The organism is Arthrobacter ulcerisalmonis (assembly GCF_900609065.1).
Classification (GTDB): Bacteria; Actinomycetota; Actinomycetes; order Actinomycetales; family Micrococcaceae; genus Arthrobacter; species Arthrobacter ulcerisalmonis.
The window spans coordinates 75566-97595 of sequence record NZ_UXAU01000013.1; the positions used below are offsets into that span (position 1 = coordinate 75566).

The 22030-nt window shown below is 64.5% G+C and carries 18 protein-coding genes; 11 read left to right on the top strand and 7 right to left on the bottom strand.

Features of this window, described 5'->3' with window-relative positions; translation table 11 throughout:
* From PSET11_RS03760 to PSET11_RS03775, 4 genes are all read left to right on the top strand, one after another.
* Entirely contained in the window at nt 1–981 is a 981-nt protein-coding gene (locus PSET11_RS03760; protein WP_124090781.1) for an ABC transporter permease, read from the top strand.
* Entirely contained in the window at nt 978–3212 is a 2235-nt protein-coding gene (locus PSET11_RS03765) for an ABC transporter ATP-binding protein (RefSeq protein WP_124090782.1), read from the top strand. Before PSET11_RS03760 ends, PSET11_RS03765 begins: the two co-directional genes overlap by 4 nt.
* Before the next feature lie 51 nt (nt 3213–3263).
* Nucleotides 3264–4979 carry an ABC transporter family substrate-binding protein gene (locus PSET11_RS03770; protein ID WP_124090783.1) on the top strand — a complete coding sequence of 572 codons (1716 nt, stop codon included), beginning with the start codon at nt 3264–3266 and terminating at the stop codon, nt 4977–4979.
* A gap of 230 nt (nt 4980–5209) precedes the next feature.
* Nucleotides 5210–6325, top strand: a complete 1116-nt coding sequence (locus PSET11_RS03775) for a Gfo/Idh/MocA family protein (protein WP_124090784.1) — start codon at nt 5210–5212, stop codon at nt 6323–6325.
* A 118-nt stretch (nt 6326–6443) separates the two neighbouring features.
* Here PSET11_RS03775 and ald read toward each other — a convergent pair whose 3' ends face one another.
* Nucleotides 6444–7562, bottom strand: a complete 1119-nt coding sequence (gene ald, locus PSET11_RS03780; protein WP_124090842.1) for an alanine dehydrogenase — start codon at nt 7560–7562, stop codon at nt 6444–6446.
* Between the two features lie 230 nt (nt 7563–7792).
* Between ald and PSET11_RS03785 the strand changes: the two genes are divergently transcribed.
* Nucleotides 7793–9010, top strand: coding sequence for a PucR family transcriptional regulator (locus PSET11_RS03785; protein ID WP_124090785.1), 1218 nt, complete (start codon nt 7793–7795; stop codon nt 9008–9010).
* A gap of 21 nt (nt 9011–9031) precedes the next feature.
* Here PSET11_RS03785 and PSET11_RS03790 read toward each other — a convergent pair whose 3' ends face one another.
* Together PSET11_RS03790 and ptsP are read right to left on the bottom strand one after the other, a co-directional pair.
* Nucleotides 9032–9397, bottom strand: a complete 366-nt coding sequence (locus PSET11_RS03790) for a helix-turn-helix domain-containing protein (RefSeq protein WP_124090786.1) — start codon at nt 9395–9397, stop codon at nt 9032–9034.
* Between the two features lie 66 nt (nt 9398–9463).
* On the bottom strand, nt 9464–11149 hold the full coding sequence (ptsP, locus tag PSET11_RS03795; protein ID WP_124090787.1) for a phosphoenolpyruvate--protein phosphotransferase: 1686 nt from the start codon (nt 11147–11149) through the stop codon (nt 9464–9466).
* A gap of 128 nt (nt 11150–11277) precedes the next feature.
* Between ptsP and PSET11_RS03800 the strand changes: the two genes are divergently transcribed.
* The 4 genes from PSET11_RS03800 to PSET11_RS03815 all read left to right on the top strand — a co-directional run bounded on the left by PSET11_RS03800 (nt 11278) and on the right by PSET11_RS03815 (nt 15959).
* The gene (locus tag PSET11_RS03800) at nt 11278–12006 is read left to right on the top strand and encodes a TetR/AcrR family transcriptional regulator (protein WP_124090788.1); all 729 of its coding nucleotides are present in this window, start codon (nt 11278–11280) and stop codon (nt 12004–12006) included.
* 88 nt (nt 12007–12094) lie between these two features.
* The gene (locus PSET11_RS03805; protein ID WP_124090789.1) at nt 12095–14176 is read left to right on the top strand and encodes a PTS mannitol transporter subunit IICBA; all 2082 of its coding nucleotides are present in this window, start codon (nt 12095–12097) and stop codon (nt 14174–14176) included.
* The gene (locus PSET11_RS03810; RefSeq protein WP_124090790.1) at nt 14176–15339 is read left to right on the top strand and encodes a mannitol-1-phosphate 5-dehydrogenase; all 1164 of its coding nucleotides are present in this window, start codon (nt 14176–14178) and stop codon (nt 15337–15339) included. Before PSET11_RS03805 ends, PSET11_RS03810 begins: the two co-directional genes overlap by 1 nt.
* Nucleotides 15340–15449: 110 nt before the next feature.
* Nucleotides 15450–15959 carry a GNAT family N-acetyltransferase gene (locus tag PSET11_RS03815; RefSeq protein ID WP_238989010.1) on the top strand — a complete coding sequence of 170 codons (510 nt, stop codon included), beginning with the start codon at nt 15450–15452 and terminating at the stop codon, nt 15957–15959.
* 45 nt (nt 15960–16004) lie between these two features.
* Here PSET11_RS03815 and PSET11_RS03820 read toward each other — a convergent pair whose 3' ends face one another.
* Nucleotides 16005–16250 carry a hypothetical protein gene (locus tag PSET11_RS03820; RefSeq protein WP_124090791.1) on the bottom strand — a complete coding sequence of 82 codons (246 nt, stop codon included), beginning with the start codon at nt 16248–16250 and terminating at the stop codon, nt 16005–16007.
* Nucleotides 16251–16441: 191 nt separating this feature from the next.
* Between PSET11_RS03820 and PSET11_RS03825 the strand changes: the two genes are divergently transcribed.
* Both PSET11_RS03825 and PSET11_RS03830 read left to right on the top strand, forming a co-directional pair.
* Nucleotides 16442–16885: a MarR family winged helix-turn-helix transcriptional regulator gene (locus PSET11_RS03825; protein ID WP_124090792.1), complete on the top strand. Its 444-nt coding sequence runs from the start codon at nt 16442–16444 to the stop codon at nt 16883–16885.
* Between the two features lie 71 nt (nt 16886–16956).
* Complete coding sequence (locus tag PSET11_RS03830) at nt 16957–18195, top strand: MFS transporter (RefSeq protein ID WP_203415900.1); 1239 nt, start codon at nt 16957–16959, stop codon at nt 18193–18195.
* Between the two features lie 6 nt (nt 18196–18201).
* Here the strand turns inward: PSET11_RS03830 and PSET11_RS03835 are convergent, their stop codons facing one another.
* The 3 genes from PSET11_RS03835 to PSET11_RS03845 are packed head-to-tail and all read right to left on the bottom strand — an operon-like array spanning nt 18202 to nt 21972.
* Nucleotides 18202–19827, bottom strand: coding sequence for a DUF6297 family protein (locus tag PSET11_RS03835; protein ID WP_238989011.1), 1626 nt, complete (start codon nt 19825–19827; stop codon nt 18202–18204).
* A complete protein-coding gene (locus PSET11_RS03840; protein WP_124090793.1) occupies nt 19814–20500 on the bottom strand; it encodes an ABC transporter ATP-binding protein in 687 nt (228 codons plus the stop codon). Before PSET11_RS03840 ends, PSET11_RS03835 begins: the two co-directional genes overlap by 14 nt.
* Nucleotides 20501–20538: 38 nt before the next feature.
* Entirely contained in the window at nt 20539–21972 is a 1434-nt protein-coding gene (locus PSET11_RS03845; protein ID WP_124090846.1) for a sugar porter family MFS transporter, read from the bottom strand.
* Nucleotides 21973–22030: the final 58 nt, after the last annotated feature.

Below are 22030 nucleotides of genomic sequence, written 5' to 3' on the forward strand. Positions count from 1 at the left end.
ATGACCAACCTCAACGCAGTAGACCCAGCGGCGGTTGCCCAGGAAGCGCACCTTGAGGGCGCCGACGTCGTCATTGGCAAGTCGACCATCATTTTCCGCCGTTTCATGCGCAACAAGACGGCCGTTGCCGGGCTGGTCATCTTCCTCGCCTTGACGATCTTCTCCTTTGTGGGTGGCTGGTTCACCACGTGGGACAAAGAGACCATCGACCCCTTCAACATCGGCATGCCACCCTCAGCCGACCACTACCTGGGCACTTCCCAGGCTGGCATCGACCTGTACGCCATGACCGTCGAAGGTACCCGGATTTCGATCCTGATCGGCTTGATCGTGGGGCTGGTGTCCGTCCTCATCGCGGCGGTCTACGGCTGCACCATGGCGTATTTCGGCGGCAAGGTGGATAAGACAATGCTCTTCATCCTCGAGGCCCTGATCATGATGCCGGCTCTCTTGGTGGTGGCGGTAGCTACCAGCAGCGGTGGTGGCTCCACCATCAAGCAGAACCTGCCGTCCTGGCTCCTGCTGATCGTCGTGTTGCTCGTCTTTAGCTGGATGGGAACCGCCCGCCTGATCCGCTCAATGTCGATGTCCCTGATGCAACGGGACTTCGTGAAGGCAGCCCAGTACATGGGCGTACCGCCACGGCGCATCGTCTGGCGGCACCTGGTCCCCAATATTGGTTCACTGCTGGTCCTCGATATCACTCGAGGCGTCACGGGGGCCATCCTGGCTGAGGTCGCCTTTTCCTTCATCGGCATTGGCATCAAGATTCCGGACGTCAGCCTCGGTGTTCTCATCGGCCAGGCCACGTCCCAGGTCCAGACCTTTCCGTGGATGTTCTGGGTGCCCCTGACGGTGATGTTCCTCCTCACCGGATCGCTGGCCATGATGAACGATGGCCTGCGGGATGCTTTTGACCCGAGCTCGGGTTCCGGGGGCAAAGCGAAACGAAAGAACCGTGCGGGAATGGTGAAGCGATGAGCAGCGAAACGACCACTGGCGCCGTCGAGCCCACGCAGTCTGCTGTGGAGCGGCTGCATGTTGCAGGCCTGCACGCCCCTACGGACGCCATCTTGTCCGTCCGCGACCTCAACGTCAGGTTCAGCTCTGAAAATGGTGTGATGCACGCCGTCCGCGGGGTGGATTTTGACCTGATGCCGGGCAGGACGCTGGGCATTGTGGGCGAGTCCGGCTCCGGCAAGTCGGTCACCTCGTTGGCCATCATGGGGCTGCTGCCGGACACCGCGGAAGTAGCCGGTTCCGTCCGGCTGAATGGCAAGGAACTCTTGGGCCTCAGTGACAAGGCCATGTGTGAGTACCGCGGCAACGAGTTGGCCATGGTGTTCCAAGACCCGCTCTCATCGCTGACCCCCGTGTATACCGTGGGAGCGCAGATCATTGAGGCGCTGACCATCCACAACCCCACCATGAGCAAGGCAGCCAAGGAAGCACGCGCCGTCGAGCTTCTGGCCATGGTGGGAATCCCCAGCCCCAAGGAGCGGCTGCGGGCCTTCCCGCACGAGTTCTCCGGCGGCATGCGGCAGCGCGTCATGATTGCGATCGCTATCGCCAACAATCCGCGCGTCCTTATTGCGGACGAGCCCACCACTGCCCTGGACGTCACCATCCAGGCCCAGGTCCTGGAAGTCCTGCACAAGGCGCAGGAGGAGACTGGCGCGGCAGTGGTGATGATTACCCACGACCTGGGTGTGGTGGCCGGCATGGCCGACGACATCATGGTCATGTACGCCGGGCGTCCCGTGGAAACCGGTGCCGTCGAAGAGATCTACTACAACCCGCGGATGCCCTACACCCTGGGACTCCTTGGCGCCGTGCCGCGGGTGGACATCACGGAAAAGTCCTCCCTGATCCCCATTGAGGGCATTCCGCCGAACCTCACGCAAGCCCCGACTGGCTGCTCCTTCGCGCCTCGCTGCCCGCTGGCCACCGAGGCTTGCCTCGATGGCGAGCCCGCGCTGCTGCCCGTGTCCGGCAGTGGCCCGCACAGTGCTGCGTGCATCAAATCCAGCGCCCTCGGTGCCGATGCTGACGGCCACCAGATCTTCTCGGCGCCGCCAGTACCCGTGTCACGCTTCGATGCGATTCCACGCGACGAACGCCCTGCGGTGCTGGAACTCAAGGATGTCCGTAAGCATTTCCCGCTGACCAGGGGCGCGCTGATCAAGAAGCGGATCGGGACGGTGAAGGCCGTGGACGGCCTCAGCTTCGACATCCGTGAGGGCGAATGCTTCTCGATCGTGGGCGAATCCGGCTCCGGCAAAACCACCACCCTCCTCGAAATCATGGAGTTCCACAAGGACCAGGATGGCGAGGTGATCATCGGTGGCATCAGCAACAAGAAGGCCGTTGATGCCAAGACCAAAAGCGCCATGCGCCGCGAACTGCAGATGGTCTTCCAGGACCCCACCGGGGCCCTGGATCCGCGCTTCACCGTCTACGAGGTCCTCGCGGAACCGCTGCAGAACGCCGGCCTGGAGAAAGCCGCCATCCGGAAGCGGATCATGGAACTCATGCGCCTGGTGGGCTTGCAGCCAGACCATGTGAACCGCTTCCCCAACCAGTTCTCCGGTGGACAGCGGCAACGCATTGGCATTGCCCGGGCGCTCGCCGTCAACCCCAAACTGGTGGTCCTGGACGAACCCGTCTCCGCCCTGGACGTCTCAGTGCAGGCCGGTGTCATCAACCTTTTGGACCAGCTTCGCGCCGAACTGGGCCTCAGCTACCTGATGGTGGCCCACGACCTCTCCGTGGTCCGGCACATCTCCAACCGCGTCGCAGTGATGTACCTCGGGAAGATCGTTGAGATCGGCGACGTTGACAGGGTCTTCGACAACCCGCGGCACCCCTACACCCGCGCACTGCTCTCGGCCATCCCGGTCCCCGATCCGCAGGTGGAACGCACCCGCGAACGGATCATCCTCAAAGGCGACCTCCCTTCGCCGCTGGAAGCACCCAAGGGCTGCAACTTTGCCACCCGCTGTCCGGTGTTCGCAGCGCTGCCAGCGGCGAAGCAGGAAAACTGCCTCACCCTCGAGCCGCCGCTGGAAGCAGCAGCGCCGTCGTCGGCCAATCAGGCCCTCGAAGCCAATCCAGACCCCTTGGACCAGCAGTTCGCCTGCTTCTACCCCGACGGGGAACTGGACGAAGACATGCTGGTGGTCCACGACGAGGCGGACCACCATGCCCCCTAGAGTTACTCGCTCCATCACCAGCACCACCAGTGCACCAATGAAGGGAAAATCATGAGGAACCTGAACAAGATCGGTGGCGCCGCAGCTATTGCTGCTGCGCTGGCCCTGACCGCGTGTGGCGGTGGCGGCTCCACAGGCCCTGACGCGGGCAAAGGGCAAGATGCGGGCAGTGACCTGTCCAAGCTCATCAGCGTCAATGAAAAGCCGGCGGCGGATCTTGAACAGGGCGGCAAAGTTACCCTGCCGCTGGGCAACATTGGCCCGGACTTCAACGGTTTCTCCAACAACGGCAACAGCGCAGACAACTCTGCCCTGCAGATCCCCATGAACCCGGTGGCCATGAACAGCGGCGGCATTGGCGGCTGCTGGAAGGTCGACTTCATTGGCAAGGTCACGCCGAACACCGACTTCTGCGAATCGGTGGACAGCAAGGTCACCGACGGCAAACAGACCATCACCATCAAGGTCAACGACAAGGCCACCTACAACGACGGCACGCCCATTGACGTCAAGGCCTTCAAGAACACCTGGAACATCCTCAAGAGCCCGGACGCCGGCTACGACATTGTCAGCTCCGGTGCCTACGGCTTCGTGGAGTCCGTCGAGGCTGGCAGCAACGACAAAGAAGTCATCGTCAAGACCTCCCAGCCGGTCTTCCCGGTTGATTCGCTCTTCTTCGGCCTGATCCACCCGGCCGTGAACACTCCTGAGCTGTTCAACGAGGGCTTCAACGGCGACATGCACCCCGAGTGGATGGCCGGTCCGTTCAAGCTCGACCAGTACGACACCGCCGCCAAGACGGTAACCCTGGTACCCAATGACAAGTGGTGGGGCGCCAAGCCGGTGCTCGCCAACGTCACCTTCCGCCAGCTGGAAACCAGCGCTCAGGTTGCCGCCTTCAAGAACGGCGAAATCGATGCGGTTTCCACCAACACCATCTCCTTGTACAAGCAGGTTGAAGGCACCAAGGACGCTGACATCCGCCGCGGCCAGCGCCTCTTTGCGGGTGGGTTGAACATGAACGCCCAGCGCATCACCGATGTGGACGTGCGCAAGGCAGTCTTCGCCGCCGTGGACCGTCCGGCACTGCGGAACGTGCGCTTCAACGGCCTGAACTGGGAAGAGCCCAGCTCGGGTTCCATGATGCTGCTGCCGTTCTCCGAGTACTACCAGGACAACTACCCGGTCAAGGAGACCGGTACTGACGCTGCCAAGAAGGTTCTCACCGACGCGGGCTACGCTCCCAACGCCAGCGGTGTGATGGAAAAGGACGGCAAGACCGTCGCCTTCAAGATCAGCAACTTCGGTGATGATCCCACCACCCTCGCGGTCACCCAGACCCTGCAGAAGCAGCTTCAGGCCGCAGGCATGGATGTTGGCATCGACCAGCGCGCTTCCGCCGACTTCGGCAAGGTACTTGGCAGCCGCGAGTTTGACCTGAGCATCTCCGGTTACACTGTTGGCCCCGACGCCACCGATGCCGTGAAGCAGTACTACGACTCCAAGACCAACGAAAACAAGCTGGGCGACGCTGACCTGGACAAGAAGATCGCCGACCTTGCAGCGATTGAGGACAACGCGGCACGCAACAAGGCCGCCATGGACGTCGAGAAGGAGCACATGGCCAAGTACTACTCCATGGGTGTCCTGTTCAACGGCCCGCAGATCTCGTTTGTCCGCACCGGCCTGGCCAACTACGGTCCGTCGCTGTTCTCCAGCACCTCGCAGGTGCCGGACTGGACCACCATCGGCTGGGAAAAGAAGTAACCCTCCCGGAGTTCTTACGGCTGGGACGGTAACCCTCCCGGAGTTCATCGCAACACACTGAATCGCTCTCTCACCAAGGTGGGGGAGCGATTCGGCGTTCCCGGCTAAAGGTCCGGGAGGGTTCGGTGTTTAAGGCCGAGAGCTCCGGGAAGGCTGTTAGTTTCGCCGTCATAGCTCCGGGAGGGTTTCGCCGGTGGTGCCGATCCACAGCGCCCGGTACCGTCATTCCAATGACGCCCAGCCAACCTGCCCCGACCGCCGCAGCTGCCGCCGCAGAACCTGCCCCGACCGCCGCAGAACCTTCGCGGCACATCCGTACGGCCATCATCGGGTTCGGCCTCTCCGGCAGGTCGTTCCACGCGCCACTGATCGCCGCGGACACCGCATACTCGCTGGACGTGATTGCCACGTCCGACGCCGGCAGACGGGCCGCCGCTTCAGCCAGCCACCCGGGTGCCACGATCGTTAGTGACGGTGCAGAAGTGCTGGCACTCGCCGAACGGTTGGACCTCGTGGTGATCGGGACCCCACCGGCCACCCACTTTCCGCTGGCGAAGGCCGCGCTGGAAGCTGGCCTGGACGTCGTCGTGGATAAGCCGTTTGCCGTCAGCAGTGCCGAGGGTGAAGAGCTGATTGCCTTGGCTGCAGAGCTGGGCCGGGTGCTGACGGTGTTCCACAACCGGCGCTGGGATGGGGACTTCCTGACCGTTCAACAGTTGCTGGCGAGCAAGGCCGTGGGGGAGGTGTACCGATTCGAGTCCAGCTTTGAGCGGTGGTCCCCGGACATCGCCAAGGCCTGGAAAGCCAGTGCAACGGCTGCGGAGGGTGGCGGCCTGCTGTTTGATCTGGGCTCGCACCTCATTGACCAGGCGATCCAGCTGTTTGGGCCGGCGCAGGTGGACCACGCCGAACTTCGGATCCACCGTGCGGACGAGAAAGCGGACGATGATGTGTTCCTGGTCCTTCGGCATGAGTCCGGCGTCCGCAGCCACCTGTCCATGAACGCGCTCTGCGCCCAGCAGGGCCCACGCTTCAGGATCCTGGGCAGCGCTGGTGGCTTCACCAAACATGGCATCGATCCGCAGGAGCCCTACGTCCGCGCTGGTGGCAGCCCCTTGGACGCCGACTACGGCGTTGAGGCGAGCGAGTGGGCAGGGCTGCTGGGCCGTGATGGCCAGCTGCAGCCCCTGCCCACCCAGCGGGGAAACTATCCGGAGTTTTACCGGCTCCTCGCCGCGAAGATCCTCGACGGCGGCACGGCATCGCCCCGGCCCCTCCCGGTAGACCCAGAGGACGCAGTGGCGGTCCTCAAGATAATAGAAAGGGCGCGGACGCTCGCCTCGTAGGTGCCCGAAGAATCCGAACGCCGAACGACAGACATTTGGCAGCGTGCGTCAAAGCGACGAAGGAGCAGCACGCAGAGGATGCCTGTCGTCCGGCGCAGCAGGACGATCTTAAGGGAACCTAGGCGGAAACGAGCTCGTGCCAGTCAGAGGTCAGCGGCAGGTTGTGCGCTTCCGAGACCGAGTGGTGCGTCACGTGACCTGCGGCGATGTTCAGGCCGGCGGCGAGGGACGGGTCGCGGTCGAAGGCAGCCTTGACGCCCAGGTTGGCCAGGGACACCGCGTACCGCAGCGTGACGTTGGTCAGGGCGTAGGTGGAGGTGTTGGGAACGGCACCGGGCATGTTGGCCACGCAGTAGAAGATGCTGTTGTGGACCCGGTAGGTGGGTTCCTGGTGCGTGGTGGGGTGGGTGTCCTCGAAGCAGCCGCCCTGGTCCACGGCGATGTCCACCAGAACCGAGCCCGGCTTCATCTTCGCCACCAAGGCGTTGGTGACCAGCTTGGGAGCCTTGGCGCCGGGGATCAGCACGGAACCGATGACCAGGTCGGCGTCCACCACTGACTTCTCGATCTCGTACTTGTTGGACGCGACCGTCTTGAGCCGGCCCTGGTACAGGGCATCGAGTTCACGGAGCCGGTTGATGTTGATGTCCAAGATGGTGACGTCTGCGCCCAAGCCCAAAGCCATCGCAGCAGCGTTGGTACCGGCCACGCCAGCGCCCAACACAACAACCTTGGCGGGGCGGACGCCCGGAACGCCGCCCAGCAAGACGCCCTTGCCGCCGGCCGGAGCCATCAGTGATGCGGCACCCACCTGGACCGACAGTCGGCCAGCAACCTCGGACATCGGCGCCAGCAGCGGCAGCGCGCGGCCGTCCTGGACGGTCTCGTAGGCGATGGCCGTGACGCCGGAGTTGATGAGCTCACGGGTGAGTTCCGGCTCGGCGGCCAGGTGCAGGTAGGTGAAGAGGATCAAACCCTTGCGGAAACGGTGGTATTCGGCGGCGATCGGTTCCTTGACCTTCATGACCATGTCCGCGCGGCCCCACACGTCATCCGCGTCGGCCACGATCTCGGCACCCGCAATGGCGTATTCCTCGTCGGTAATGCCGGAACCCAAGCCAGCGCCGCGTTCCACCAGGACCGTGTGGCCGTGGCTCTGGAACTCGTGCACGCCAGCAGCAGTGATGGCTACGCGGAATTCGTTGTTCTTGATTTCTTTCGGGACACCGATGATCACGGGAAGCTCCAGGTTCTCGACGGGATACGCCGGAAAAGTTGGGACGATTGCTGTCATTCAACGATAAATCCGGTTGTGAGCAAGGCAACATGTGTGCCATCGAAGGTGCGGGGGAAATCCCTGCAAAGTCGGGGAATTGTGCGCCGTGTAATCGACATTTGTCGAGATGCGGGGCGGCAAGTGTCGCCTGATGTTCGTTCGTCCGGGAGCGCTCGCAGTACTGTTTGTCCATGCAGCAAGGTGTTGAACAACTGGTAGAGCAGGTGGCCCAGAAGCTCGGTCGAGGGCTGTCCCTCGAAGACCTTGATGGCCTGCTTTTGGCCTACAGCTCCAATCAGTCCCACGCTGACCGGGTGCGGGTGAATTTCCTCTTGAGCAAGAAGGTGCCGGCGGACGTCAGCGCTTGGCAGCTCTCGCACGGCATTGCCACCGCCGTCCGTCCCGTGGTGATTCCCGCAAACCCCGGGCTGGGGATGCTGGGCCGGGTCTGCGTGCCGCTGCTGGTCCGCGGGTTTCGCGTGGGCTACTTGTGGGTGCAGCATGACTCGGCTGAGGAAAGCCCGACGGCGGTTCTCACCCAGCTGCCCAGCGTCAACCATGAGCTGGAGACGTTGTCCGGGCTGCTCCTGGAATCCAACACGGCCGAGTCCGAGTTCCGCCGCGGCAGGGAGCGCGAATTCCTTGCCGCCTGCGCGGGCGAAGCGGGTGCCATCGGTGCCGTTTCTGGGTGGAAAGAAGTCCAGGGGCGGGGGCCGTGGCAGCTGGTCACAGTCCTCGACGCCGACGGCTGGGCTGGTGGACCGGATTCGCTGGCGTCGACGTTGATCCACAGGTCCACGGCGCTTCAATCGACGGTGGGCGTGGACGCCGCCCTGTTCAGTGCCGGGACCGAAACGCACTCCGTGGTCCTGTTTCGCGAGTCCACGGGCAGGGCCAGCCACGCGCAGGTCCTGGTGCACTACCAACTGGAGTTGGCCAAACGTTCGGGCCGTTCGGTGGACCGGATCATCCTGGGCATCAGTGAAGGGTTTGATCGGGCGCGCGGCCTGCCGGAGGCTTACCGCCAATCCCGCATGGCAGCACAGGCAGCAGCAGTTGATCCGCGGTTGGGTGAGCTGGTGGATTGCCGGTCCACAGGGGTCTACCAACTGCTCGCGACGGCGGGTGGCGGCGCAGGTGCATGGCTGGACTCCGGCTCCGTGTACTTCCAGATCCTCGCGGACCACGACCGCAACAATGAGCTGATTCCCGTGTTGGAGCTGCTCTACGACAACGACGGCGCAGTCCAGGACGTCGCCGACACTCTCCACCTGCACCGCAGCAGCATCTACAACCGGTTGGCCCGGATCCGGCAGCTCCTGGGCGTTGACCCGCTCAAGGGCATGCCCCGGTTGGAGCTCTCGGCAGCGCTCAAAATGCGGCGCTGGGCCGGCCGGCCCAGAATCTAGCTGTCATCAGCCAGCAGGAAGTTACTTTTCCTGCGTCGCCAGCCAGGCCATGACGTCCGCCAGCCGGATCCGTCGGTGCGTGCCGCGGTACTCCACCGGGATTTCGCCCCGGTCCGTCATGTTGCGCAGGTAGGTGTGCGAGATGCCGGCCAGTTCGGCGGCCCGGGACGTGGTCAGCATCTCCTCCACGCTGCTGACGGTCACCGTTTCGCTGCGTCCCAATCGAGCCAGGAGGTCGACGACGGCGTCCCTCGCCTCGGCCGGCAACCGGTGCACTGTGCCATCCACGAAGACGGTGATGTCATCACTGTCCTGCAGGGCGCGCGAGAGGGTGCGGGCGTCGTCGGCGGGCAATCCGGGTGTCACGCGGGGAGCTATCAGGGCCATGGAGCAAGCCTAGTGGCCCCGGCCTGCCCGTAACAGTACGGGCGCCGGGGCCGCAGGAACGGAAGCCTAGAGGCCCAGCTCTTCCAGGATGGGCAGCTTGGCCCGGACCCACGCGCGGGCATCGGTGGCGTTCGGCGCGGACAAGGCCAGCTTGGCCAGCTCCTGCGCTTCGGCCAAGGTGACGGTCTTCAGTACGGCGGCAACGGCCGCAAGAGAGCGGGCCGTCATGGACAGGGTGGTGACGCCCAGGCCGGTGAGGACGACGGCGAGGGCTGGGTCCGCGGCTGCCTCACCACAGACGCCCACGGGCTTCGCGTTGCCCTCCGCGGCGGACCCTTCAACAGTCAGCCCCACGAGCCGCAGGACCGCGGGCTGCCACGGGGTATTGAGGTTGGCCAGCGGACCGAGTTGGCGGTCAGCGGCCATGGCGTACTGGGTGAGGTCGTTGGTGCCAAGGCTGGCGAAGCCAACTTCGCGCAGGATGGCCTCGGCGGTCAGCGCGGCCGAGGGGACCTCGACCATGACGCCGGGAGTCTTGATGCCTGCGGCCGTGCACATGCCAGCAAAGTGCGCGGCTTCCTCGGCGGTGGAGATCATGGGCGCCATGACCCAGACGTCTGCCTCGGATTCCTGCTCGGCCCGGGCAATGGCCTGCAGCTGCCGCTCCAGCACGCCGGGCGTGGTGAAGTCTGTGCGGTAGCCGCGCACGCCGAGGGCCGGGTTGGGTTCGGTGGCGTCGGTGAGGAAGGGCAGCGGCTTGTCGGCGCCGGCGTCGAGGGTCCGCAGCACCACTTTCTTGCCTGGGAACGCGTCGAAGACGCTCTTGTAGGCGGCAGCCTGTTCGTCCACCGTGGGCTCGGTATCGCGTTCCAGGAAGCAGAATTCGGTCCGGAAGAGGCCAACGCCCTGGGCGTTGAGCTTGGCAGCTGCCACGGCGTCCTTGCCGCCACCCACGTTGGCGAGCAGCGGGACCAGGTGCCCGTCCGCCGTCGTGCCCGTCCCGTCGAAGACCGCCAGGAGCGAGGCGTTGGAGGCCCAGGCCTCCGCTGCGGCGCGCTGTTCGGCGTCCGGTTCCACGCTGATGGTGCCGGCGGCGCCGTCCACATAGACTTCGGTGCCGTCCGCCAGCTCGTCAACCTTTGCGGCAGCCACGACGGCGGGCAGGCCCAGCGAACGGGCGATGATGGCTGTGTGCGACTGCGGTCCGCCGCCGGAGGTGACCAGGGCCAGCACCTTTTCAGGATCAAGGGTGGCAGTATCTGCCGGCGCGAGGTCCTCGGCGACCAGGATGAACGGAGCAGCGGCCGTGGGGATGCCAGGCGCAGGGACGCCCCGAAGTTCGGCCACGATGCGGGCCCGGACGTCCAGGACGTCGGTGGCGCGCTCGGCCATGTAGCCGCCCAGGTTGTGGAGCATCTCCGAGACGGAGGCGCCGGATTCCCAGATGGCGCGCTGCGCCGAGGTGCCGCGGGCAATCAGTTTGCTGGCGCCCTTGAGCAGCATGGTGTCCTTGGCCATCAATGCGGTGGCTTCCAGGACAGCCTTACCGTCACCGCTGGCCGTTGCGGCGCGCGAACGAAGTTCGTCGTGAACAGCGGTGGCCGCAGCTTTAAGGGAGGCAGTGGCTTCCTCGGCAGTGGTGTCGGCTCCCAGGGGGTCGCCCGCAGGTGGCTCGCTGATTGGCTTGGGCATCTGCCGGATGGTGCCGATGATGCGGCCAGGGCTGACGCCCACTCCTGGGAAATTCTGCACTGAAGGTCCTCGTTTTCTGCCGGTGGCCAGGCCGTCAAAAGTCCGGCGCCATGCCGGGGAAACAAGCCTGAAAAAATTGTATGTGATTCAGTTCATATAGCAATGCTATAGATGATAGGGTAGCGGCTATGAGTTTGAATGGCCAGCTTCCCCCCAAATTGCGGCTGCTTCGTGCTGCTGCTGAGCTGCTGGCCAGCTCTGCGGGCGCTCCGGTCTCTACCCGTCAGATCACGCAGCTGGCAGGAGTGACGGCGCCTACGCTTTATCACCACTTTGGCGACAAGGAAGGCCTCTTTGACGCCGTGGTGGCCGCAGGGTTTGAAGAGTATGTGGCGCGGGAGAGGGATTTCGCGCCGTCCGGGCAGCCTCTCGAGGACATCCGGAGAATGTGGGATAACCACGTGCAGTTCGGTTTGCAGCAGCCGGAACTGTATTTGGTGATGTTTGGCAACATCCGTCCGGAGAACCGTCCCGTCATCGTTGCTGATGCCGAGGCGTTGATGGAGGAGATGTTGAATAAGGCGGCGGTTGCCGGTCAGCTCAACGTCCAGCCCCGGGAAGCGGCCAGGTCCATCCTGGCGGCCAATGTGGGTGTGACGTTGATGTTGATCTCGGACCCCGCCGAAGAGCGCAGCCTTGAACTGTCCATCATGACCCGGGACGCCATGATCTTTGCGGTGTCCGCCGAGCCTGCGGGAGATTCGGCACCGGGGGAGTCCGGGAAATCCTCGGTAGTGGTGGCCGCGATCGCCTTGAATGCCGCACTCCAGGCCTCGCACTCAGACCAACTATCAAGCTCGGAACTCAAACTTTTCCTCGAATGGCTTCATCGGATTTCGGCCAGTTCGGCCACCTGAGCAGCGGATTTAGTTCACTCGTCCAGCAGTACTCCTCGCAAAAACGGACCATCCTGCGAAGTCGCAGGATCGACGGTTAGGAAATCACATGGCAACAGAGACAGTTGCAAAACCCCGCACCAGCGCGCGGGTTCACGTCCAGAAGTTCGGGACGTTCCTGTCAGGCATGATCATGCCCAACATTGGCGCGTTCATCGCGTGGGGCCTGATCACCGCCCTGTTCATCGAAAAGGGTTACATCCCTATTCCGGAACTGGGCGGCTTCGGCACCAACGCTGATGGCGATCCCAACGGGGGCATCGTTGGCCCCATGATCACCTATCTGTTGCCGCTGCTGATCGGTTACACCGGCGGCAAGATGGTCCACGACGTCCGCGGCGGCGTGGTGGGCGCCATCGGCACCATGGGTGTGATTGTTGGTGCCGGCATCCCCATGTTCATCGGTGCCATGATCATGGGCCCTCTTGGTGGCTGGACCATGAAGAAGCTGGACACGCTGTGGGACGGCAAGATCCGCCCCGGCTTCGAGATGTTGGTCAATAACTTCTCAGCTGGCATCTGGGGCGCCATCCTTGCGCTCATCGGCTTCTTCGCCGTGTCCCCGCTGGTGGCAGCGTTCACCGACGCCGCTGGCAAGGTGGTGGAGTTCCTGGTCAACAACGGCCTGTTGCCCCTGACCAGCATCTTCATCGAGCCCGCAAAGGTTCTCTTCCTCAACAACGCCATCAACCACGGCGTGCTGACGCCCTTGGGCATCCAGCAGGCCCAGGTGGATGGCAAGTCCATCCTCTTCCTGCTTGAAGCCAACCCCGGCCCGGGCCTGGGCATCTTGCTGGCCTTCATGCTGTTTGGCCGCGGTGCAGCCAAGGCATCGGCTCCCGGCGCAGCCATCATCCACTTCTTCGGTGGCATCCACGAGATCTACTTCCCGTACGTCCTGATGAAGCCGGCCCTGATCCTCGCCGCGATCGCCGGCGGCATGACGGGCATTGCCACCCTCTCCCTGACAGGCGCAGGCTTCCGGGCTCCGGTGGCACCAGGATCCATCATCGCCGTCTACGCCCAGGCGGCCAGCGACAGCTACGTGGGCGTCACGCTCTCGGTCCTGCTGGCAACTGTGGTCTCCTTCCTGGTGGCCGCGCTGATCCTGCGCACCTCCAAGAACAAGGGCGAGGCTGACGGCGACCTCAGCGCCGCCACCTCCAAGATGGAGGAAATGAAGGGCAAGAAGAGCTCCATTTCCGGTCACTTGGGCGGTTCAGCGGGCGGCGGCGTGGCAGTTCTCGCCGGTCCGGTCCGGAACGTGGTCTTCGCGTGCGACGCCGGAATGGGCTCGAGTGCCATGGGCGCCTCTGTGTTGCGGAACAAGATCAAGGCGGCCGGCTTCCCGGACGTGAAGGTCACCAATTCGGCCATTGCCAACCTTAAGGACACCTACGACATTGTGGTGACCCACCAGGACCTGACCGAACGCGCCATGCCGGCTACGGCCAGCGCACGGCACTTCTCCGTGGATAACTTCATGTCCAGCCCCAGCTACGACGAGATCGTGGAGCTGGTCCGGTCAAGCAATTCGGCCGACGGCGATGCCAACGACGGCGGCAGCCTCGCCGCCGGTGGTGCAGGCGCTGCCGGTGTAGGCTCTGCGAGTACGACGCCAGTCAGCGAACCGGCGGCGACCACCAGCCACGGTGCGCACGCGGCCGCGGCTCCGCTGGATGCCACACCCGCAGGAGCTGGCACCATCCTGGCTGCCGAGAGTGTGATCCTGACCGGAACGGCCACCACCCGGGACGCAGCGATCGACGAAGCGGGCAGGCTTTTGCTGGCTCGCGGCGCCGTGGACCAGGGCTACATCGATGCCATGCACGAGCGCGAAGAATCGGTGTCCACGTACATGGGCAGCCTCCTCGCCATCCCGCACGGCACCAACGCCGCCAAGGACCACATCATCAAGTCCGCCGTCTCGGTGATCCGCTACCCGGAAGGCATCGACTGGAACGGCAAGCAGGTTAAGTTCGTGGTGGGCGTCGCCGGCGTGAACAACGAACACCTGCACATCCTGTCCTCGATCGCCAAGGTCTTCACCGACAAGGCGCAGGTGGCACAGCTTGAGGCTGCCGGCACGGTGGAGGAAGTCCTGGAACTCTTCGGAAAGGTCAATTCATAGTGAAGGCAGTACATTTTGGCGCCGGGAACATCGGCCGCGGGTTCGTGGGGCTGCTGCTGCACGACGCCGGCTATGAGGTGGTGTTTGCTGACGTTGCCGACGCCTTGATCGACCAGCTATCGGCGGCAAGCAGCTACCAGGTTCACGCTGTGGGCGAGAATCCGGCCGTGTACACGGTGGACAACTTCCGCGCCGTGAACTCCGGCAGCCAAGAGGCCGAGCTGATCGCGGAGATTGCCTCCGCGGACGTGGTGACAACCGCCGTCGGGCCTTCCATCCTGAAGTTCGTGGCACCTGCCATCGCCAAGGGGCTCGCCGCGCGGTCCGCGGACCTGGCACCGTTGCAGTTGATGGCCTGCGAGAACGCCATCAACGCCACGGATATCCTGGCCGCAGAGGTTGCGGCCAGGCCCGAGGCCGCGGACGGTGCGCTGGCGGGGCGGGCGGTCTTCGCCAACACCGCCGTGGACCGGATTGTCCCCAATCAGGCTCCCGGCCAGGGGCTCGATGTCACGGTGGAGACGTTCTACGAGTGGGTTATCGACACCACTGCCTTCGCGGGCAATGTGCCGACCATCCCGGGTGCCACCTTCGTGGCGGACCTGGCGCCGTACATCGAGCGGAAGCTCTTCACCGTCAACACGGGCCACGCCGCTGCAGCCTACTTTGGTGCTGCGGCAGGGGTGGAGAAGATTTCCGATGCCATGGCCGATCCGGATGTGGCGGAAGACGTCCGCGCGGTGCTGGCCGAGACCAAGCAGTTGCTGGTGTCGCGGCACGGGTTCGCCGCCGATGAGCAGGAGGCGTACGTCCAGAAGATCCTGGTCCGGTTCTCCAACCCGCACCTGCCGGACACGGTGAATCGGGTGGGGCGGGCGCCACTGCGCAAGCTCGGCCGGAACGAGCGGTTCGTGGGCCCAGCTGCGCAGCTTGCCGAGCAGGGCATTGTGCCCGAAGCGCTGCTGGGTGCCATGGCCGCGGCCTTGCGCTTCAGCGATCCGGCTGACGCCGAAGCCACGGAACTGGCGTCGATCCTCGCCTCGTCTACGGCGGAGGAAGCCACCACCAAGGTCACCGGGTTGGCGCCTGAGCACCCGTTGTTTGCTGCCATCTCCACGCTGGTAGCTGAGCGACAGACGGAAATGGCGGACGCTCCCGCCTGACCCCGCCCCGCGCGCGGCCTATATATCAGGAATCACGACGTCGGCACCCGGTGGGGTGCCGACGTCGTTCCTTTGTTCTGGACAACCTCGGCAGGGGTAGCGTGAAGGCCATGGATGCGACTGCCCAGAACTTGATGTCCACCGAAACGCCTGCCGGTACGTTTGTGCTGCGCACTGCCGAAGTGCGGGATGTCCCGGCTATTTTGGGATTGCTGGCGGAAGATTCTTTGGCTGCAGGCCGGGAAGATACGGCCCAGCTGGAGCCCTATCTCGCAGCCTTTGCCGCCATCGACGCCGACCCAGCCCACCTGTTGGTGGTGGGGGAGATCTGCCAGCCCGAGGGGTCACCCCAGGTCGTGGCGACCTTCCAGTTGAGCATGCTGCCGGGATTGTCTCGGCGGGGCTCCTGGCGGGCGCAGATCGAAGCGGTGCGGGTGGCGGGCTCCATGCGCGGGAACGGGCTGGGGCGCCTGATGATCGAGTGGGCTCTTGCCGAATCGCGGCGTCGAGGTGCTGCCATGGTTCAGCTGACCACCGACAAGTCCCGCACGGCTGCTCACCGGTTCTACGCCCGGCTGGGATTCGCGGCCAGCCACGAGGGAATGAAGCTGACGCTGTAAGGCCGCTGGCCCCTCGGGCCCGGTTACAGCGACGCCGGCATCCCATCACGGGGTTTGCCTGAACCTCTCACTCAGAGTATTGCGACGAATCAGGTAAACAGTAAATAGCACGACGGACAACACGGCAAGCGCAACCGCGCGCCAGCCGAAATCCTGCGCGTTGGTGACGTCTCCCTTGCTCTCAATTTCCTGGAACAGAACCGAAGTCAGCACTGCCGTTAGTAGCGCCAATGCTCCGCTGGCGATCGAGCCATAAATAAGTATTTTCAGCCCCTTGCGCTGTTGGCTCATGCTGCAAAACTCCATTCATCTCGGCTCAATATTGGTTCGCCGTTGTCCAGTTGCGTGGCAGTCGAACTGCTGGCGCAGCGTCGCCTTGCTTCCCAGGATAGGTCCGACTGGAGCCGCACCTCCCTAACCGCCTGCTTACGTCTCGCCCTCGATTTGACCATTAGGTACCCTAACTATTAGGCTACCTAAATATGAACACCCTCGTGCCCACCGACCCGCAACTTCTGGCCCTTGCCCAGGATTTCCGCGAAAACCTGCGCCAAAGCGTCTATATGGTGCGCCGGTTGGACGCTGACGGTGAGCTTAGCTCGGTCCAGGTCAGCCTGCTCAAAATGCTGCCCGACGGCGGTGTGCGCGTTGGTGAAATCGCCCGGAACCTCGGGGTTAAAGTCCCCAGTGCCACCGAGCAGATCATCAAGCTGGAGAAAGCCGGGCTGGCCAGCCGAAATCCCGACCCCCACGATTCGCGGGCCGTCCTGGTGGCGATCACCGCCGCCGGTCTGGCCGCCGTCGACATGGCCAGCCAGGCACGAAACGAGGCGATCGCTGATATTTTGCGCACCTTCAGTGCGGCAGAACGGGCCGCGCTCGCCGCGGCGTTGCCCGTCATGGCCAAGATCAACGCCGCCGGCTGAAGCCGGTTGAACAACCCTGCGCCGCCCATCCGTCCGGTGCAGCAACAAAAGTAGTACTAGGAGATGTACCCATGAAAGGCACGCTCAACGGAGCGACGCCGGCAGTAACAGCGCCGGCAGAAGACGTCCTGCAAGCCGAGAAGGCCTCGTTCCTCAAACAGCCCAAGGCGGTCTGGGCCACCGCCATCGCGGCGGTCTTCGCGTTTATGGGCATCGGGCTTGTGGATCCGATCCTGCCAGCGATCGCCAAGAACCTGGACGCCACCCCCAGTGAGGTCTCGCTCCTTTTCACCAGCTACTTCCTGGTCACGGCGGTGGCCATGTTGGTCACCGGCTGGGTGTCATCCCGGATTGGCGGGAAGAAAACCCTCCTGATCGGACTAGGCATCATTGTGGTCTTCGCCTCGCTCAGCGGCACGGCCACCAGTGTTGACGAACTCGTGGGCTTCCGGGCCGGTTGGGGACTGGGTAACGCCCTGTTCGTGGCAACGGCGCTAGCAGTCATCGTGGGAGTTGCTACCGGCGGGGCCGGAACTGCCATCATCTTGTACGAGGCTGCCCTGGGCCTCGGCATCTCCCTCGGCCCACTCCTTGGTGCACTCCTGGGTGGCTGGCAGTGGCGCGCCCCGTTCTTCGGCACCGGCGTGCTGATGGCAGTAGCCTTCATCGCCCTCCTGGCGCTGCTACCCAAGACGCCCAAACCGGCAGCGAAGACGCGTCTTCGTGATCCGATTCTGGCGCTCGGCCACAAGGGCCTGCGCACCACAGCTGCCAGCGGGCTGTTCTACAACTACGGCTTCTTCACCATCCTCGCGTTCACGCCGTTCATCTTGGGCATGGACGCCTACGGAATCGGTTCCGTGTTCTTCGGCTGGGGCGTTGCAGTAGCGGTGTTCAGCGTCTTCGTTGCCCCCGTCCTGCAAAACCGGTTCGGTGCGGTCAAGGTCCTCACCGGAACCCTCACGCTGCTCCTCCTGGACCTGGTGGGAATCGGCCTGGCGGCTGGCACCTCGGTGAGTACCGTCGTCGTCCTGGTCATCGTGGCCGGTGCGCTCCTGGGCGTCAACAACACCGTCTACACGGAACTGGCCATGGGCGTCTCGGACTCACCGCGGCCGGTGGCGTCGGCAGGCTACAACTTCGTCCGCTGGATGGGCGGGGCCTTAGCGCCCTTCCTTGCCGCCCAGCTCGGCGAGCACTTCGGTCCGCAGGTACCGTTCTTCGCGGCCGCAGTGGCCATGGCCGTCGCCATCGCCGTGGCATTCAGCGGCCGCAAGTACCTCACCAGCCACGAGCCGCACCTGGTCTGAGTACGGCTAGCGCCCGCTTGGGGTCGTTGCGGGGTTCGACAGCAGAACCAGCAGCACCGCAGCACCGCTCACCACCGCCTGTGCCAGCAGCAACACGGGCAAGGCCTGGCCCAGGTACAGGGCCAGGCCGGTCGGCAGCAGCGAGAGGACAGTGGCGTCGAGACCGCGCATCAAGGAGGCCAGCTGGGTCCGGGGAACCGGGCCCATCGGTGTATCCACCGGCGGCAGGGTCCAGTCCGCAGCCGGACGGGTGGCGCCCCGCAGAGTGCCTGCGCCCATCCCCACTCCGGCTAGGGCGCCAAGCACCGGCAGCAGCGGCCCGCCAGCGCCCAGCAGGGCCAGCACACTTGTCAGCGCTGCCATCCACAACGCCAGTGCCGCCGCGGGCATCAGCATCCTGCTGGCACGGACCCGGGCGGGAGACAACGGCAGCAGGGCGTCCAGCTCCGGCAGCAGCGCAGTTCGGCGGGCCACCGTACCCATCCCGCTGGCCACCGCACACCCGGCAACCAGCACAAAAGCCAGCTGCAGAGGGGCGGGGAGGCCCGCGTCGGAAATTGCCAGGGCCACGCAGGCCGCCAGCCACACCAGAGGCACTGTCGCGGCCGGCTGCAGCCGAAGGAACGCTGCCACATCAGCCCGCAACAGGGCTCCCCACGGGGTTCTGGCTGGCCTCCAGTACAACCCAGCGGCACGCCTGGCCGCCAGCGGGCGGGGTTCGCCGGCCATGGCCCGGAGGAGCTCGTTCGCATCGAGGAAAAACACCGACGCTCCGGCATGGCCGGACACGGCGCCGCCACGGATCAGTTCTGCGCTGCTGATGGTTCCGGCGCGGCGGAGTGCAACCCGCAGAATCAGGGCAGCGGCCAGCGCGGCCAGTGCCAGGACAGCAACCCCCGGCTCCCAGCCGAATCCCGGAAGCCGGGGCAGCAGGGCCACCGGAACCAGGATTAATCGGACATGAACCATTGGGTCCCGTTTTGGTTGGGCCAGTGCCGGTCGGTCCAAGTAGCGGCGACCGGCAGGAGCCCCAAGGGTCGGCCGGTGCTGGAGAAGTGCAGCCATCCCCAGAACCACCAGGCTGGCAGCCCCGAAGGTACCCGCGGCCAAGGCGTGCGCGATGCCTGTCAGGTCAAGCCCGGTGAGCAGGCTGAAGGGGAGGTACCCCAGGGCGCTCCCCAGCCCCACCCCAACCGTCCGCCGGCGAAAAGTGGGAAGCACCATCGGGCCCCGATCCACAGGCAACGGCAGCCACCAGGATCCTTGCGCGCCGGTGACGGCGATGGGTCCGAGCCTGCGCGCCACCGTGAGGATGCCGAGGAGGGCCGCGTACGTCATCAGGAACCACAGCACGGTTGACGGCAGTTCCAACGGACTCCTGGGGACCAGTCCGCCCGCTCCAGGGACGCGCCCGTCGATTTCCCCGCGAAGGGCGAAAACAAGAGACACGGCCATCGCTGCGGCGCAGCCCAGGGCCAAAATGGAGGTGTAGATGTCAGCAAACGCGTCCCCCAGGGAAGTCAGGGAACGGTTATAGGTGCGTGATTGTGCCCTGGTAAATGCCACCACGTCCTGCGCCAGGGCGGACTCCGCCCCAGCAGCCACCTGCTGCCCCGGATCAGATGCCCGCAATGAAGGCAGCCCCATCTTCCGCGGGAACGGTCAGAACATCTTCCTTGATCACCAGGCATGAGGAGGCGGTTCGGACAAGGAGCCCGGGGTCGTGCGTCACCAGCAGGGTCGCGCCGCCGGCCGCAGCATGCCCCTTGATCCGGCCAGCCAGAGCGTCCCGCATCACGGGATCCAACCGCTGCTCCGGTTCGTCAAGAATCAGCAGCGAGGAGGGCCTGATGAACCCGGCCGCCAGGAGCAGTCGGCGCCGTTGACCTGATGACAGCGCGTCCGGGACTGCTGCGGCCCGGTCTTCCAACCCGAAAAACGCCAACTCCTCGGTTACGCGCAATTCCGGGTCGGCCAAGGAATGGCCGCGTGCCACCAGCAGCAGGTGTTCGGCGACGCTGAGGGACGGGAAGAAGAGGTCGTCGTCAAAGACAGCCGCCACCTGCCGGCGGAAGTTCACGGCGTCACGGTCCACCAGCAGGCCGTGGATTCGGACGTCACCGGACAACGGCGGCTGCCGTCCTGCGAGAGTCTGGGCCACGGTGGATTTCCCCGCCCCGTTGATTCCCACGACGCCCAGGACCTCGCCGGCCCTGACGGTGAGTGTCAGTTCACCGCAGACTGGGGAACCGCCGTAGCCCACCACCAGCTTGCCGGCCTCAAGGACCGCCTGTGCATCAGTCATTCCCCCAACCTATCTGCAGGAGAACGGCTGGACGGGGCTTACGCCTTCTTGGAGCCCTTCGGCACGAAGAGTGTCTCGGCCTGTTCCAGGGACATTCCGTTGGTTTCGGGGACCTTGAACAGGACGAAGAAGAACGACGCCGCCGCGAAGGCCGTGTACATGAGGTACGTCAGCGGAAGCGAACCGGCAGCCATGACCGGGAAGCTGAGGGTAATGGCAAAGTTGGCCACCCATTGGGCAGCTGCTGCAACACCCAAGGCGCGAGCGCGGATCCGGGACGGGAAGATTTCACCCAGCAGGACCCACACCAGGGGTCCCCACGAGGCGCCAAAGCTGATGACGAACACGTTGGCAGCCACCAAGGCAATTGGTCCCCACGCACCCGGGAGGGTGATGTTGTCTCCAGATCCAGTAGCGGAAGCGAAGGCCAGCGCCATGGTGCCCAGGGATACTGCCATTCCCACCGAGCCGGTCAGCAGGATAGGCCGGCGGCCGATCCGGTCCACCAGGGCAATGGCGACCAGGGTCACCAAGATGTTGGTCACGGCCGTTGCCACCGAGATGGTCAGCGAGTCCTCTTCGCGGAAACCCACAGCCTTCCACAGGGTAGTGGAGTAGTAGAAGATCACGTTGATACCCACGAACTGCTGCAATACCGACAAGGTGATGCCCACCCACACCACTGCCTGCAGGCCGAAGGTCTTGCCTCGCAACGAACCTTTTTGGCCGGCCAATTTGTCTTCGGCGATCGCGTCCTTGATCTCGCGGATGTGCCGGTCGGTGTCATCAGCCGGGGCAATGGAGTCGAAGACCACCCGGGCCTGGTCTTCCTTGCCCTGGAACACCAGGAACCGTGGGGACTCTGGCAAGGTGAAGGCCACCCAGCCGTAGACAACCGCGGGAACGGCAGCTGCCAGGAACATCCACCGCCACGCCTCAATGCCCAGCCAGAACGGCTGATCAGCGCCGCCGGCTGTGGTGGCGAACACCGCATCGGAAAGCAGGGCGGCAAAGATACCGGTGGTGATGGCCAGCTGCTGCAGTGAGGCCAGCCGACCGCGTACCTTCCGCGGTGAGATTTCAGAGATGTAAGCGGGGGCAATGACCGAGGCAAGGCCGATACCCAGTCCACCCACCAAGCGCCAGAAGATCAGGTCCCAGACGCTGAAGCAGAAACCGGTACCGATCGCGCTCACCAGAAATAACAGTGCACCCAGCTTCATCGCGGGGATGCGGCCGTAGCGGTCCGCGATCTTCCCGGCCACGTAGGCGCCCACGGCACAGCCCAGCAGCGCGATGGCCACCGAGAAGCCAGTCACAGCCTCGGAAAGCGCAAACTCGTCCTGCATGGCGTCGACGGCGCCGTTGACCACTGAGGAGTCGAAGCCAAAGAGGAAGCCCCCAACAGCGCCTGCAAGCGCCAGCCAGATGACTCGCCGTGGGATTTTAGTGTCTGGCTCGATGCTCAAGATGCCCCCTGGGGGTGTGGTGCGATTAGGAACGGTGCACGCAACGTCGGCCTCAGGGTCG